Origin of the sequence: Stenotrophomonas sp. TWI169, from assembly GCF_039674705.1 — a bacterium.
Taxonomy (GTDB): domain Bacteria; phylum Pseudomonadota; class Gammaproteobacteria; order Xanthomonadales; family Xanthomonadaceae; genus Stenotrophomonas; species Stenotrophomonas maltophilia_P.
Window position 1 is genome coordinate 16,373 of sequence record NZ_JBDJOB010000014.1, and the last position, 14,663, is coordinate 31,035.

At 68.0% G+C, this 14,663-nt stretch carries 14 protein-coding genes; 11 read left to right on the forward strand and 3 right to left on the reverse strand.

The features are described 5' to 3' along the window. The 10 genes from ABE543_RS11930 to ABE543_RS11975 all read left to right on the forward strand — a co-directional run bounded on the left by ABE543_RS11930 (position 1) and on the right by ABE543_RS11975 (position 10,566). Positions 1-2,202 (forward strand): TonB-dependent siderophore receptor, encoded by a 2,202-nt coding sequence (locus ABE543_RS11930; RefSeq protein WP_197600826.1) that lies wholly within the window; start codon positions 1-3, stop codon positions 2,200-2,202. 131 nt (positions 2,203-2,333) lie between these two features. Next, on the forward strand, positions 2,334-3,977 hold the full coding sequence (mdcA, locus tag ABE543_RS11935) for a malonate decarboxylase subunit alpha (RefSeq protein WP_197600825.1): 1,644 nt from the start codon (positions 2,334-2,336) through the stop codon (positions 3,975-3,977). A gap of 10 nt (positions 3,978-3,987) precedes the next feature. Further along, complete coding sequence (gene mdcC / locus ABE543_RS11940) at positions 3,988-4,308, forward strand: malonate decarboxylase acyl carrier protein (RefSeq protein WP_053516201.1); 321 nt, start codon at positions 3,988-3,990, stop codon at positions 4,306-4,308. Next, positions 4,305-5,213, forward strand: coding sequence for a biotin-independent malonate decarboxylase subunit beta (locus ABE543_RS11945; RefSeq protein ID WP_197600824.1), 909 nt, complete (start codon positions 4,305-4,307; stop codon positions 5,211-5,213). The genes mdcC and ABE543_RS11945 overlap by 4 nt, the downstream gene beginning before the upstream one ends. After that, positions 5,210-5,920: a biotin-independent malonate decarboxylase subunit gamma gene (gene mdcE, locus ABE543_RS11950; protein ID WP_053516205.1), complete on the forward strand. Its 711-nt coding sequence runs from the start codon at positions 5,210-5,212 to the stop codon at positions 5,918-5,920. The genes ABE543_RS11945 and mdcE overlap by 4 nt, the downstream gene beginning before the upstream one ends. Beyond that, positions 5,913-6,554, forward strand: coding sequence for a malonate decarboxylase holo-[acyl-carrier-protein] synthase (gene mdcG, locus ABE543_RS11955; RefSeq protein WP_197600823.1), 642 nt, complete (start codon positions 5,913-5,915; stop codon positions 6,552-6,554). Before mdcE ends, mdcG begins: the two co-directional genes overlap by 8 nt. After that, a complete protein-coding gene (gene mdcB / locus ABE543_RS11960) occupies positions 6,551-7,408 on the forward strand; it encodes a triphosphoribosyl-dephospho-CoA synthase MdcB (protein ID WP_128989346.1) in 858 nt (285 codons plus the stop codon). Before mdcG ends, mdcB begins: the two co-directional genes overlap by 4 nt. After that, entirely contained in the window at positions 7,405-8,325 is a 921-nt protein-coding gene (gene mdcH, locus ABE543_RS11965) for a malonate decarboxylase subunit epsilon (protein WP_197571092.1), read from the forward strand. Before mdcB ends, mdcH begins: the two co-directional genes overlap by 4 nt. A 106-nt stretch (positions 8,326-8,431) precedes the next feature. Further along, complete coding sequence (locus ABE543_RS11970) at positions 8,432-9,787, forward strand: SLC13 family permease (protein WP_053516216.1); 1,356 nt, start codon at positions 8,432-8,434, stop codon at positions 9,785-9,787. A 59-nt stretch (positions 9,788-9,846) separates the two neighbouring features. Beyond that, entirely contained in the window at positions 9,847-10,566 is a 720-nt protein-coding gene (locus ABE543_RS11975) for a GntR family transcriptional regulator (RefSeq protein WP_065174583.1), read from the forward strand. Positions 10,567-10,631: 65 nt separating this feature from the next. Here the strand turns inward: ABE543_RS11975 and ABE543_RS11980 are convergent, their stop codons facing one another. Further along, a complete protein-coding gene (locus ABE543_RS11980) occupies positions 10,632-10,928 on the reverse strand; it encodes a hypothetical protein (RefSeq protein WP_065174582.1) in 297 nt (98 codons plus the stop codon). A gap of 153 nt (positions 10,929-11,081) precedes the next feature. On the opposite strand from ABE543_RS11980, the gene ABE543_RS11985 reads away from it, so the two are divergent. Further along, on the forward strand, positions 11,082-12,029 hold the full coding sequence (locus ABE543_RS11985; protein ID WP_065174581.1) for a nucleoside hydrolase: 948 nt from the start codon (positions 11,082-11,084) through the stop codon (positions 12,027-12,029). 4 nt (positions 12,030-12,033) lie between these two features. Here the strand turns inward: ABE543_RS11985 and ABE543_RS11990 are convergent, their stop codons facing one another. Beyond that, a complete protein-coding gene (locus tag ABE543_RS11990; RefSeq protein ID WP_065182383.1) occupies positions 12,034-13,314 on the reverse strand; it encodes an MFS transporter in 1,281 nt (426 codons plus the stop codon). 115 nt (positions 13,315-13,429) lie between these two features. After that, the gene (locus ABE543_RS11995; protein ID WP_065182384.1) at positions 13,430-14,557 is read right to left on the reverse strand and encodes a metallophosphoesterase; all 1,128 of its coding nucleotides are present in this window, start codon (positions 14,555-14,557) and stop codon (positions 13,430-13,432) included. Between the last annotated feature and the right edge of the window lie 106 nt (positions 14,558-14,663).

Consider the following 14,663-nt stretch of genomic DNA (forward strand, 5'->3'; position numbering starts at 1 on the left):
ATGTCCCTGCACTCCCCTACCCGCCCGCTCCGTCGCGCGCTGCTGCCGGCCGCGCTGCTCGCATCCCTGGCCCTGTCGACACCGTCAGCGTTCGCCGCCGGCGATGCCGCAGCCGATGCCGCAGCCGATGCCAAGACCCTGGACCGCGTCAGCGTGCGCGCCGACCAGGCTGCGCCGCCCTCAAGCAGCACCCGCCTGCCGATCACCCTGCAGGAAACGCCGCAGTCGGCCACGGCCATCAGCCTGCAGCGCCTGCAGGACGAATCGCTGTTCAGCATCAACGACGTGCTGCGCAACGTCACCGGCGTCAGCGTGTCCTTCTATGACACCCAGCGCCCGCTGTACTACGCCCGCGGCTTTGCCATCACGGACTTCCAGGTCGATGGCATTCCGACCTACAGCGGCTCCACCAACCAGGAATACGACACCGCCTTCTATGACCGCATCGAAGTGATCCGCGGTGCCAACGGCCTGCTCAGCGGCGCGGGGGTGCCTTCGGCCACGGTCAACCTGCTGCGCAAGCGCCCCGGCAAGGACTTCGACGCCTCGTTCTCGGTGAGCGCCGGCAGCTGGGACTACCGGCGCATGGAGGCCGACGTCACCGCGCCGCTGACCGCAGATGGCCGGTTCCGCAGCCGCGTGGTCGCCGCCTATACCGATCGTGATTTCTATTACGACCGCTACAAGGAGAACAAGATGGCCGGCATGGCGGTGCTGGAGGGCGACCTGACCGACAGCACCACGGTCACCCTCGGCTACCAGACCCAGGACAACAACCCGGTCGGTTCGACCTGGGGTACCGTGCCGTTCTTCGACAGCCGCGGCGACTTCGCGCACCTGCCGCGCTCGACCAACCTGGCACCGAAATGGAGCTACTGGCAGCGCGAGACCAGCACGGTGTTCGCCAACCTGGAGCAGCGCTTCGGCGAGGACTGGCTGCTGAAGATCAACACCGCCCACACCCGTGGCAATGTGCAGAACATGCGCCTGTACGGCACCGGCAATCCCGATCCGGCCACCGGTGCGGGCATCTACCTGCGCACTGCCGCTGGCGACTCCGAGGACACCCGCCGCAACATCGATGCCTACCTGACCGGCACGTTCCCGCTGTTCGGCCGCGAGCATGACGTCACCCTGGGTGCCCAGTGGTCCGACCTGGAAGGCACCACCCACACCGTTGCCCTGAACTACCCGCGCGACTGGGCCACCTGCGGCCGCGAGCGCTGCTACTACATCCCCAACGTGTACGACTGGAACGGCGACATCTCCGAGGTGACCTACACCCGTACCGGCGCGCGCCGCGTGCAGAAGACCACGCAGAGCGGCGTCTACCTGGCCGCGCGCCTGCGCTTGGCCGATCCGCTGTCGTTGATCGCGGGTGCGCGCCTGAGCCGCTGGGAAACCCTCAGCCGCTCCTACAGCGTGGCCGGTGCGTATACCGGGACCAGCGGGGCCTACAAGGTCAGTGATGAAGTGACCCCGTACGTGGGACTGGTCTACGACGTCACGCCGCAGTTCTCGGTCTATGCCAGCTACACCGAGATCTTCAACCCGCAGAACTTCAAGGACCGCAACGAGAACCTGCTGGCGCCGGTGCAGGGCTCGAATCTGGAAGCGGGCATCAAGACGCAGTGGTTCGATGGGCGACTGACCGCCAACGCCGCTGTGTTCGAGGCCAAGCAGGACAACTATGCCGTGCGCGACATGGGAGTGCCGGAAGGCTCGCTCAGCGATGGCACCTCGGCCTACATCGGCGTCAACGGCACCAAGTCGCGTGGCTGGGAAATGGACGTCAACGGCGAGATCCTGCCGGGCTGGACGGTCAACGCCGGCTTCACCCATGTCAAAGTGACCCGCGCCGCCACCGACCTTCTGTACGCCAACCCGCCCGAAGACCTGCTGCAGCTCAACACGCAGGTGCGCCTGCGCGGTGCACTGGAACGCCTGAGCCTGGGCGCCGGCGTGCAATGGCAGAGCAAGGTGCAGGGCTACAACATCCCCTACCCGCTGGGCGGCACGGTAACCGTGAACCAGCCGGCCTACACGCTCGTGCAGTTCAACGCCAACTACCGCATCAGCGACAACTGGACGGCAACGCTGAGCGTGCGCAACGCGCTGGACAAGACCTACTGGGCGAACCTGGACTACAACAACTACGGCGAACCGCGCTTCGTCGCCGCCAGCCTGCGCTGGAAGTTCTGAGAACGACCGGCTGAAAGCCTGCAACCTGAATGGGCCCGCCATTGGCGGGCCCTTCTTTTTGCTGCGCTGCAGGTTGCGTCGCCTTCCGTAATTATGGCGTAATTATCTCAACGCCAATCGGAAGCCGGTCGATGAACCCGAGCTGGGACACGCTGGAACGCAGCCGCCAGGCACGCCTGCAGCGGGCTGCGCCCTGGAGCAGAGGCCGTGCAGTGGCCGCCGACGATGTGGGCGAGCTGCTGCACGCCCTGCTTGAACCCGGCGACAAGGTCTGCCTCGAGGGCAACAACCAGAAGCAGGCCGACTTCCTGGCCGAATGCCTTGCCGGGCTGGACCCCGCCCGCGTGCATGATCTGCACATGGTGCAGTCGGTGCTGTCGCTGCCCTCGCATCTGGACGTGTTCGAGCGGGGCATTGCCTCGAAGCTGGACTTTTCCTTCTCAGGCCCGCAATCGGTGCGACTGGCCAACCTGGTAGCCGAAGGGCGGATCCAGATCGGGGCCATCCACACCTACCTGGAACTGTTCGGCCGCTACTTCATCGACCTCACGCCGCGCGTGGCCCTGGTCGCAGCGCAGGCCGCCGACCGCGACGGCAACCTCTACACCGGGCCGAACACCGAAGACACGCCGGTGATCGTCGAGGCGACCGCCTTCCGTGGGGGCATCGTCATCGCCCAGGTCAACGAGATCGTCGACACCCTCCCCCGCGTCGATATCCCCGCCGACTGGGTCAACTTCGTCGTGCAGGCACCGCGCCCGAACCACATCGAACCCCTGTTCACCCGCGACCCGGCACAGATCTCCGAGATCCAGGTGCTGATGGCGATGATGGCGATCAAGGGCATTTACGCCGAATACGGTGTGAACCGGCTCAATCACGGCATCGGCTTCGACACGGCCGCGATCGAACTGCTGCTGCCGACCTATGCCGAATCGCTGGGCCTGAAGGGCAAGATCTGCCAGCACTGGGCGCTCAATCCGCATCCGGCGCTGATTCCCGCGATCGAGTCGGGTTTCGTGAAGTCCGTGCACTCGTTCGGTTCGGAACTGGGCATGGAGAAGTACATCGCCGCGCGCGGTGATGTGTTCTTCACCGGCGCCGATGGCTCGATGCGCTCCAGCCGCGCGTTCTCGCAGACCGCCGGCCTGTATGCGTGCGACATGTTCATCGGCTCGACGCTGCAGGTCGACCTGCAGGGCAACAGCTCCACCGCCACCCGCGACCGCATCGCCGGCTTCGGTGGCGCGCCGAACATGGGCTCGGATGCGCGCGGCCGCCGTCATGCCAGCGACGCCTGGATCAAGGCCGGCCAGCAGGCCGCACGCCCGGGCGAGATGCCACGCGGGCGCAAGCTGGTGGTACAGATGGTGGAGACCTTCCGCGAACACATGGCACCCGCGTTCGTTGACCGCCTCGATGCGTGGGCGCTGGCCGAACGCGCTGGCATGCCACTGCCACCGGTGATGATCTACGGCGATGACGTGAGCCATGTGCTGACCGAGGAAGGCATCGCCAACCTGCTGCTGTGCCGCACCGCGGAGGAGCGCGAACAGGCGATCCGCGGCGTGGCCGGTTACACCACGGTCGGTCTGGGCCGCGATCGCGCGATGGTGGAGAACCTGCGCGACCGGGGCGTGATCCGGCGACCGGAAGATCTTGGCATTTCGGTGCGCGACGCCAGTCGTGACCTGCTGGCCGCGCGCTCGGTGAAAGACCTGGTGCGCTGGTCCGGCGGTCTCTACGACCCGCCCAAGCGCTTCCGCAACTGGTAAGGGGCACGCGATGGAAACCCTCGACTATCGATTCGACGGAAGAACCCCGGTGCGGTTCCCGCACGACGCAGTGCTGGTGGGCGTGCTGGCGTCCGGCAATCTGGAAGTCCTGCTGGAACCTGCCGCGCAGGACGGCGCAATGACCGTACATGTCGTCACCGCCGCGCAGGGCTTCGGCACCATCTGGCAGGCGGTCATCGGTGATTTCGCCCGGCGGCATCCGCTGCGCGACGTGCGCGTATCGATCAACGATGCCGGTGCCACCCCGGCGGTGGTCAGCCTGCGCCTGGACCAGGCGGTGGAGACACTGCTCGCCGGAGAACCGCGATGAATCCGATGCAACGACGCAGCTACCACGAGGCCGATGCCCGTGCCCGTATCGCCGGGCTGGTCGATGCCGGATCGTTCACCGAGTATCTCGGGCCGGCCCGGCGCGCCATGAGCCCGCACTTGGCACAGCTGGACCAACCCGCCGCGTTCGACGATGGCATCGTGGTCGGTGCAGCCTCGCTGCGTGGCAGGCGTGTGCTGATTGCTGCACAGCAGGGCGAATTCATGGGGGGCGGTGTCGGCGAAGTGCATGGCGCCAAGCTGACCGGCCTGCTGCGCCGGGCCGCGCAACACAGGCCCGAGGGTGTGCTGCTGCTGCTCGACACCGGCGGCGTGCGGCTGCATGAAGCCAATGCGGGCCTGATCGCCATCTCCGAGATCATGCGCGCGACCCTGGACGCGCGCGCCACCGGCGTGCCGGTGGTGGCCCTCATCGGCAGCGGCAACGGCGCCTTCGGCGGCATGGGCATCGTCGCCCGTTGCTGCACCACGGTGATCATGTCCGAGGAAGGGCGACTGTCGCTGTCCGGGCCGGAAGTGATCGAGACCGTGCGCGGCGTAGAAGAGTTCGACTCGCGTGACCGTGCCCTCGTATGGCGGGTGACAGGCGGCAAGCACCGCTACCTCATCGACCAGGCGCAGGTTCTGGTTCCCGATGCCATCGATGCATTCGCCCAGGCCGCATTCGAGGCGCTGCAGCCAGACGCCGCCAGCGCAGACGCCGATGCCGCGCTGGCCGCGCTGCAGCAGCGACATGCCGCCCTGCAGGCCCGGGCAGAGGCCTGGGGGGACTGCCGCGATGGTCTGGAGATCTGGGCACGCCAGGGAATCGATGATCCCGAGCGCCTGCCGCTGCTGGACACCGACGCGTTCCTCGCCGCCACCGCCCACAGGAAACTGCCATGACCGCGCCGCTGCAGCCCCTGCTTGACGCGCTGTTCCCGCGCGGCCACGACGTAACCGTGCACGATTCCGTGCTGACGGGAAGCGCCAGTACCGAAGATGGCGAGGTCACGGTCATCGGCACCACTGACAAGCTGGAAGTCGGTGTCGATCATGCGCTGGCACTGGCGGCAACAGTACTCGCCAGCACCGCCGCACATCCGCAGCGACCGATCGTGATGCTGGTGGATACCGCAGGCCAACGCCTTTCGCGCCGCGACGAACTGCTCGGCATCAACGGTTACTTCGCCCACCTCGCGCAATGCCTGGACGTCGCGCGGCGACGCGGCGCACGGCTGGTGACCCTGGTCCATGGCGAGTCGGTCAGCGGTGGCTTCCTATCGTTCGGCCTGATGGCGGACACGATCCATGCGCTGCCGGATGCCCAGGTTCGGGTGATGGACCTGCGGGCGATGGCTCGCGTAACCAAGCAACCGCTGGAAAAGCTGCAGGCGCTGAGCCTGACTTCGCCGGTGTTCGCACCCGGAGTGGAAAACTACGTGGCGATGGGTGCGGTACGGTCGCTGTGGTCGGGCGAGCTGGCGCAGGCCTTGCTGGATGCCCTGCGCGCGCCGGCCGACGGCGACCACCGTGCCGCACTGGGTGCCGAACGGGGGGGCCGCCTGCAGGCGGCTGCCGTCGCGGGCGCGGTGGCCAACGGCGATGCCTGAGCGTCTGGCCCGCCACACGCTGGTCTGGTTGTCGGCCCACGCCGACTGGCTGGCCGATGTGGCTGCGCAGGAACCGCGGCTCGCCGCATGGTTCGCGCAGGGATTGCCGGCAATGGTCGCGCGACGCGCGGCAGACGACCCCGATTCCCGCCTGCGGCTGGGTGTGCCGTTGCCACCGGGCGAAGGCAAACAGCGGCTTGCACTGCGGGTGCCGCTGGAGGATGTACAGCGTCGGCAGGCGCCGCCGGCACTGAGCGACATCCTCGCGGCAGGCGTATGCCCCGCCTGGCAGGCACCGTTGCACGCTCTCGCCACGCTCGCGCCGGCCCGTGTGTTCGGCGCATTCGCCTGGCAGCACGTTACTGGCCTGCCCTATGTGCATGACCGTTCCGATATCGACCTGCTCTGGGAGGTCCCGGATGCGGCACGGGCCGATGCGCTGGTGACTCGGCTGCGGGCGTGGGAAGCGCAGCATCCGCAGCGGGTCGACGGCGAGCTGTGCCTGGCCCGTGGCGCTGCGGTGAACTGGCGCGAGTACGCCGGCAGCAGCCGTCAACTGCTGGTCAAACGCCTTGACGGCGCAGCCCTGGAAGCACGCCACCGTCTATTCGAGGGCAGCGGGGTGGCCGCATGAACGCCGTCGCGCCGCGCCTTGCCGGCCGCAGCACCGCGCCCGACAGTGCACGCCTAGGCCGCATGGCGATCGCCGCGCTGCATGCCGAGCTGGCCTGTGCGCCCAAGCCCGGCCTGGTCACGCCGTTCGACAGCGGCAGCCATGACGACATGGATGCCGGTACGTTCCTGCGCAGCCTGTTTGCCCTGCGCCACTATTTCACTGCGGTTGCCCGCGATGGCGCCGCCGAAGCGCCGTTCCATCGGCTGCGCGACCACGGCCTGGCCGCCGAAGCGGCGATGCTGCGCGCCACCGGCGGCGTCAACACCCACCGCGGAGCGATCTTCAGCCTGGGCTTGCTGGTGGCAGCGTCAGCCTCGTGCCGCACGCGTCTGGGCCGAGCCGCGACAGGTGAACAGGTATGCCAGGCGGTCTGCCAATGGGCGGACGCCTTCGCCACCTCGCCCCTGGATGTGAACAGTCCGGGGCAGCGCGCGCGCGCCCGTCACGGCGTGCCCGGCGTACGCGAGCAGGCGGCCGCTGGATATCCCCTGCTGCGTGGGCTGGCCCTGCCGGCACTGCGCCATGCGCTGGGCGCAGGGCTGCCACGCGAAGCTGCACTGGCCCATACCCTGATGCATCTGGTCGCAGAGGTCGAGGATCTGAACCTGCTGCATCGGGGCGGTGTTGCCGGACTGCGCTGGGCCCAGCAGCAGGCACGCGGATTCCTCGACGCCGGCGGTGCCTTTGCCGCCGGCTGGCAACCCCGCCTGCAGGACATCGGCGATGCCTTCGTCGCACGCCGGCTCAGCCCGGGTGGCAGCGCCGATCTGCTGGCCTGCAGCGTCTTCCTGCTGTTGCAGGAGCAGGCGTGATGCTGGCCCTGCTCTGTCCGGGACAAGGTGCCCAGCATGCTGCGATGTTCGATCACGTGCGCGGCAACAACGCCGCGCATGGCGTGCTGCTCGCCGCCAGCGAGGTGCTGCAGCGCGACGTGTTCACCGCTGCTGCGGCCGAGGACCGGTTCGACAATGCGCAGGCACAACCGCTGCTGTGCGCGGCCAGTCTGGCGCAGTGGCACGCCCTGCGCGATGCATTGCCGGTGCCGACCGTGGTGGCCGGCTACAGCATCGGCGAACTGGCGGCGCATGCCATTGCCGGCACCTTCGACGCTGGCAGCTGCCTGGCCCTGTCGGCACAGCGCGCGCATCTGATGGACGGTGCCAGCGCGGCAGGCGCCGGCATGCTGGCGGTGCTGGGCCTGGATCGTACGACGTTGCAAGCGCTGTGCGATGCGCAGGGTACCCACATCGCCATCGTCAACGGCGAGGATCACTTCATTGTGGGAGGCATCCGGCACACCCTGCAGCCGCTGGCCGATGCGGCGCACGCGCTCGGTGCGCAGGTGCGTCCGTTGCCGGTCCACGTCGCTGCCCACACGCCCCTGCTGGCGGCTGCGGTGGCGCCCTTCGCCGCCGCGCTGGAGCGCTCGGGCATGCGGGCACCCCGCCTGCCGCTGCTGGCGGGCATCGATGCACGGCCCGTGCGCGATGCCGCAACGGCGGTGCACAGCCTGTCGGCACAGCTGGCACAGACCATCGAGTGGGCACAGGTGATGCGGCAGGCCTTCGAGCGCGGTGCGCGGGTGTTCCTGCAGCTGGGCCCGGGCAATGCGCTCGCACGCATGGTCGCGCCGTCCTATCCCTGCTGCGAGTTCCGCGCGGTGGAAGAGTTCCAGAGCCTGCATGGCGCTGCGGCATGGGTCCGCAGTGCGCTGCAGCGCCTGCAGTAACGGGTTCGAGCAGTACGTATCACGCAACACTGCAGTACGTCGCCTTACCCCGGGGATGGCGGGTCTCCATCCGCGCTGTACGTGAGCCACGTGTCTGGGAGGGCGCATGAGTCCACAAATCGCAACGATCATCGGTCTGGTGATCATGTTCATCGTCGCCACCGCACTGCCGATCAACATGGGCGCAGTGGCCTTCGCACTGGCCTTCATCATCGGTGGTGTCTGGGTCGGCATGGGGGGCAAGGAAGTCCTCGCCGGCTTTCCCGGCGATCTGTTCCTGACCCTGGTCGGCATCACCTACCTGTTCGCCATCGCGCAGAAGAACGGCACCATCGACCTGCTGGTGCACTGGGCGGTACGCGCGGTGCGCGGCCACATCGTGGCCATTCCGTGGGTGATGTTCGTGGTCACCGCGGTGCTGACCGCCTTCGGCGCCCTCGGCCCGGCAGCGGTGGCGATCATCGGTCCGGTCGCGCTGCGCTTCGCCAAGCAGTACAACATCAACCCGCTGATGATGGGCCTGCTGGTCATCCACGGTGCGCAGGCCGGCGGCTTCTCGCCGATCAGCGTGTACGGCAGCATCACCAATGGCGTGGTGCAGAAGGCCGGGCTGGAGGTCACCGAGATGGCGGTGTTCCTGACCAGCCTCGGATTCAACTTCATGATGGCGATCATCTGCTTCCTCGCCTTCGGCGGCATCGCGCTGATGCGACGCGGCTCGATCACCGCGGGCGGTGCGGAACTGGCAATGGCCGGTGGTCCGCAGGCGTCGTCGCGGCAGTTCGCCATCGAAGGCCATGGCGCGCTGGTGGCGGCCGGCGGCGGCACCCTGAGCAACGATCCGGCGGCGCTGGATGCAGTGGGTCTGACCCGGGAGCGGTTGTTTACCCTGGTCGGCCTGCTCGGCCTGGGCGTGGCGGCACTGATCTACAACCTCAACGTCGGCCTGGTGTCGATCACCGTCGCAGTGGCGCTGGCACTGCTCTCGCCGCAGAGCCAGAAGGGTGCGGTGGATGGCATCAGCTGGTCGACCGTTCTGTTGATCTGTGGCGTGGTGACCTATATCGGCGTGCTGGAGCATGCGGGCGCGGTCGACTTCATCGGCAACGGGGTCTCCAACATCGGCATTCCGCTGCTGGGCGCTCTGCTGGTGTGCTACGTCGGCGGTATCGTCTCCGCATTCGCATCGTCCGCGGCGGTGCTCGGCGCAACGATTCCACTGGCGGTGCCGTTCCTGATGCAGGGGCACCTGGGTGCAGCCGGCGTGATCTGCGCACTGGCAGTGTCGTCCACCATCGTCGATGTCAGTCCCTTCTCCACCAACGGTGCACTGGTCGTGGCATCGGCGGCGAAGGAAGAACGCGAGACGCTGTTCCGCCGCTTCCTGGTCTACAGCGGCCTGGTGGTGGCATTGGGGCCGCTGCTGGCCTGGCTGGTGTTCGTGGTGCCGGGCTGGATGTAGGCGATGACCGGTAGTGCCGGCTGACGGCCGGCACTACCGCCAGCGGGTACACTCTGCCAATGGCCATCGCCCCTGCTCCACGGTCCCCGAAGAAGCGCGCCCCTCTGTACGAGGAGGTCGCCGAACATGTGCGTGAGCGCATCTATGACTATCGCCTGCCCCCCGGCGAATGGATCGATGAGCCTGCGCTGTGCAGTGAACTGGGCATCAGCCGCACCCCGCTGCGCGAGGCGTTGAAGCTGCTGGCAGCCGAAGGCCTGGTGCAGATCGACGCCGGGCGCGGCAGCCGGGTAACCCGGCTGACGCTGGAGGACCTCAACCAGCTGTTCCCGGTGATGGCCATGCTGGAGGGCCGCTGCGCGCATGAGGCGGTCAGGCATATCGATGATGCGGGCGTGGCCCAGCTGGAATCCCTGCATGCCGCGATGGAAGCGGCGGCGGCTGACGGCAACATCGCCGAGTACTACCGCAACAACTATCTCATCCACGAAACCGTGCAGCACTATGCCGGCAATCCGTGGCTGATCCGCATCACCCACGACCTGCACCGCATCCTGAAGATGCATCGCGGCCGGCAGCTGCTGACGCCCGGACGCACGGCACAGTCGCTGGCCGAGCACCGCGAGCTGATGGAGTGCTTCCGTCGCCGTGATGCCGACGCGGCAGAACGCACGATGGAACGGCACCTGCTCAGCCAGGGCCAGGCGCTGGCCGCCTACGTGGCGGCCGGGGGCCTGCTGAACGTACCGGCGCCGCTGCCGACCGAAGGCGGCGCCTGAGCGAGCTGTCGCCCCGCCGGGCGTGGCCCGCATTGCGGGCGGTGGCTGACCCTGTTCCTGTGGCGTCAATCGCCGCAGCTGCCGCCGTCGCTGCCACAGTCCGCAGAGGGGGCATTGCCCTCGTGGGCGCCATCGCTGGCCCAGATCGCGCCGTCCTGGCTGCGTGCCTGCAGTCCGAGCGGGCCCTCGGCGGCTGCCACCAGCAGGCAGACGACGGCGCCGATCAGCGGCAGCAGCCAGATCACCAGCACCTGCGCGGCCCGGTTGCCCGACGACAATTCCTGCCGACGCAGAATGACCCAGCTCGCCAGCAGATTCAGGCCCAGCACCAGCAGGACCAGCAGAAGGGTCACGATCAGCACCAGGCGTCTCCCGGCATGGATATCGACGCCATTATGGCCCGCCGCCCCGCCAATGGCCCTGCCTGTCATGAAGATGGGACAATGTAGCGCGCGCCAGCCTGTCTCCTGGCCGCCGGGGCCCCCCGCACCACACGGAAGAAGAAGAACAACAACATGCTGAAAGTCATTTTCGATACCGACCCGGGCGTCGACGACGCCCTGGCCCTGCTGTACCTGCACAAGCATCCGCAGATCGACCTGATCGGCGTTACCACCACCTTCGGCAACGCCTCGGTGGAGTCCACCACCCACAACGCGCTGTACCTGAAGCAGGCCTGGGCGCTGACTGCGCCGGTCGCGCGTGGCGCCGCGGGTCCCCTGCAGCCCGATGCCACGCCGGAAGCCTGGCCGGTGCACATCCACGGCCACAATGGCCTGGGCAATCACCCGGTGCCTGCCCAGCTGGACGTGACCGCCGACGCCCGTCCTGCGCACCAGCTGATCATCGATCTGGTGCGGGCCCATCCAGGCGAGGTCACGCTGGTCGCGGTCGGCCGCATGACCAACCTGGCCCTGGCCCTGCAGCAGGCACCGGAGATCGCCGGCCTGGTGCGTGGCGTGGTCATCATGGGGGGCGCCTTCCACGTCAACGGCAACATCACCCCGGCCGCCGAGGCCAATATCTGGGGCGATGCGGAAGCCGCCGACGTGGTGTTCACCGCACAGTGGCCGGTCACCGCGATCGGCCTGGATGTCACCACCCGCGTCGAGATGGACCGTGACGGCCTGGACAAACTGGCTGCGGTCGGGGGTGCCGATGCCGAACTGGTGCGTGCGCTGTCGCAGGATTACGTGGACTTCTACCTGCAGGCCGGCCACAAGGGCATGGTCGTGCACGATTGCTGCGCCTGCATCGCGCTCACCCGTCCGGAGCTGTTCCGCTTCGAGCGCGCAAGCGTGCGCGTGGCCACCGACGGCGTCGCCCGTGGCATGACCATTCCCAAGCCTGAAGGCCTGGCATTCGGCCCCAGCGTATGGGACGGCCACGTGGTGCAGTCGATTGCCATTGGCGTGGATGCCGCCGCCGTGCTGGCCGACATCGAGCAGACGCTGAAGGTGTGACCGGCTAGGATCCGCCCTGCTTGCCAGGGCGGGTCTTCCGCGTCGATGCCGTTTCCGGCAGCGTCCACAGCACCGGCAACACCAGCAATGCGACCAGCGCGATCATCGCGCCCGGTGCCGCCGCCCAGCCGCTGCGCTCCACCCACCACTGCGCCAGCCACGGTGTCGCACCGCCGAAGACCGCCGTGGCCATGGTCACGCCCAGTGCCAGCCCGCTTACCCGGCCCTCGCCCGGAAACTGCTCGGCCGTGGCCGGTGCCGCGACCGCGCTCACGCCACCGGCCACGCAGGCCAGCAGCACCGCAGCCACGGCGATACCCAACGGCGTGGTATGCGCCATCCAGCCGAACAACGACAGCGGCAGCAACGCCGCCAGTACCGTCAGGCCCAACAGCAGCGGGCGCCGGCCGAAGCGATCGGACAACGCACCGCACAAGGGAGTGATGGCGATCACGGCCACCGCCGCGATCGTCGACAGCCACAGGGCATCGCCCTCGTCGTGCCCCTGTGCGTGCAGGAACGCGGGCACATAGGTGATGCCGACGTAGTAGGTGATCGAGCCCAGCGCGGAAATGGCGAAGGTACGCGCTACCGCCTGCGGATGGTGGCGCAGCACGTGGCGCAGCGGCGTGGCAGGAATGCTGCCCTCGCGACGCTGCCGCTCGAACTCCGGCGATTCATGCATGCCCGAACGCGCGATCAGGATGACCAGCGCCAGTGCAGCACCGACGAAGAACGGAATGCGCCATCCCCAGCTGTCCAGTTGTACCTGCGGCAGCAGCGCGACCGTCAGTGCGGAGATCGCCACCGCCAGCAGCGCGCCCACTTCGCTGGCCGCCGAGGCCAACGAGGTCACCAGTCCACGCCGGCGTGCCGGAGCGCTTTCCAGCAGATAGGCGACTACGCCCGTGTATTCACCGCCCACCGAAAATGCCATCACGCACCGCAGCACCAGCAGCAGCACACCCGCCGTCGTGCCCGCCGTCGCGGCGGTAGGCAGCAGCGCGGTGGCCAGCATGGCTGCAGCCATCAGCGCCATCGAGGCCAGCAGCATCCAGCGCCGCCCCAAGCGGTCGCCGAGGTGACCGAAGCACAGCGCGCCGAGTGGGCGCATCAGGTAGGACACGGCAAATCCCGCAAGGGTGACCAGCATCGCCTGTTCGCCGCCGCCGAAAAACACCCGCGACAGCACCGTGGCGAAATAGAGGTACAGGGTAAAGTCGTACCACTCCACCACGGTGGACAGGCCGGCGACCCACATCGAGCGCTGCTGTGTCGCACTCATCGCCTGTTCGCCTTCGGCACCGTCGTTTCCCTGTCTGCGGTCTGCACGCAGGGTGCCACCACGCGGGTGACGGCACGGTGGATCCGCTGCACGACGGGCGCGGACCGCAGACGGCTCAGGGTGCGCGGCGCAGGGTGATCAGGGTGATCTCCGAGGGCACGCCGATGCGTGCCGGGAAGCCGGCCCACAGTCCCGCACCGTTGCTCACATACAGCGTCATGTCATCGACGCGGTACCGTCCGGAGACGAAACCGCCGTTGGCACGCTTCACCAGCTGGTCCATGCCGAGGATCTGGCCGCCATGGGTATGGCCGGACAGCTGCAGCTTGACCCCGCGTGCGGCCGCGTCCTTCGCATTGCGTGGGCGGTGGTCGAGCAGAATCACCGGGGCGGCCGGATCCGCACCCGCCAGCGCCGCCTCCAGATCGGGCAGCGGCAGGCCATAGCGCGCAGCCACCGGATCGGTGACACCGGCGATCGTCATCGCTGCATCCCCACGCCGCACCTGCACGTGGCTGTTCTCCAGCACCTGCATGTGCAGCGCACGGAACGCCTGCATCCATTCGCTGTACTGGGCGTAGTACTCGTGATTGCCGGTGATGGCGATCACCCCGTCCGGCGCCCTCAGTTCACCCAGGGGCCGGAAGTCATTGCGCCGTGCCTGCACGGTGCCATCGATCAGGTCGCCGGTGATGACGACCAGGTCGGGCGCCAGGGCATTGCTTTCGGCCACGACCTGACGCACCCAGTCGCCGGTCAGCAGGCGGCTGGCGTGGATGTCGGTAAGCTGCAGTACGCGGTAACCCTCGAACGCGGCAGGCAGGCCGGCAATGGCCACCTCGATCTGTCGGGTCTTGGGCACCGCCATGCCCTGGCTCACGCCCCAGGCACTGACCAGCAGAGCCAGCAGGCCTGCGCCCGGGCGCAGCCACGGCGCGCGCAGCGCTGCGGTCACACGGGGCCTGCGCAGAACCCACGCGCCAAGCAGGCCCACGTCCATTACCAGCATCACCAGTGCCAGCAGCAGTACCGCAGTGGAGCCGGTGGCGAGCACGGCGATGGCCAGCTTGGGGATTTCCGGCGAGGCCATCGTGCCCCAGAACGTGGCCACGATCCGCAGCTGGACGGCGATGGCGACCAGCAGCAGGGACAGCAGTACTTTCAACCACACGGGCAGGCGCAGCGGCCAGAACAGGCGAAGGGCCACATACACGCCCATCAGCAAACCAATCGTACTCAGCACTGCGACGTTCCTGGACGAAGACAAGAGCCCGCCATGGTGACGGCTGCGGACAGCGTTGTGTAGAGCCGGGCCATGCCCGGCTGCTCAGTTCGCAGTCGAGCACGCT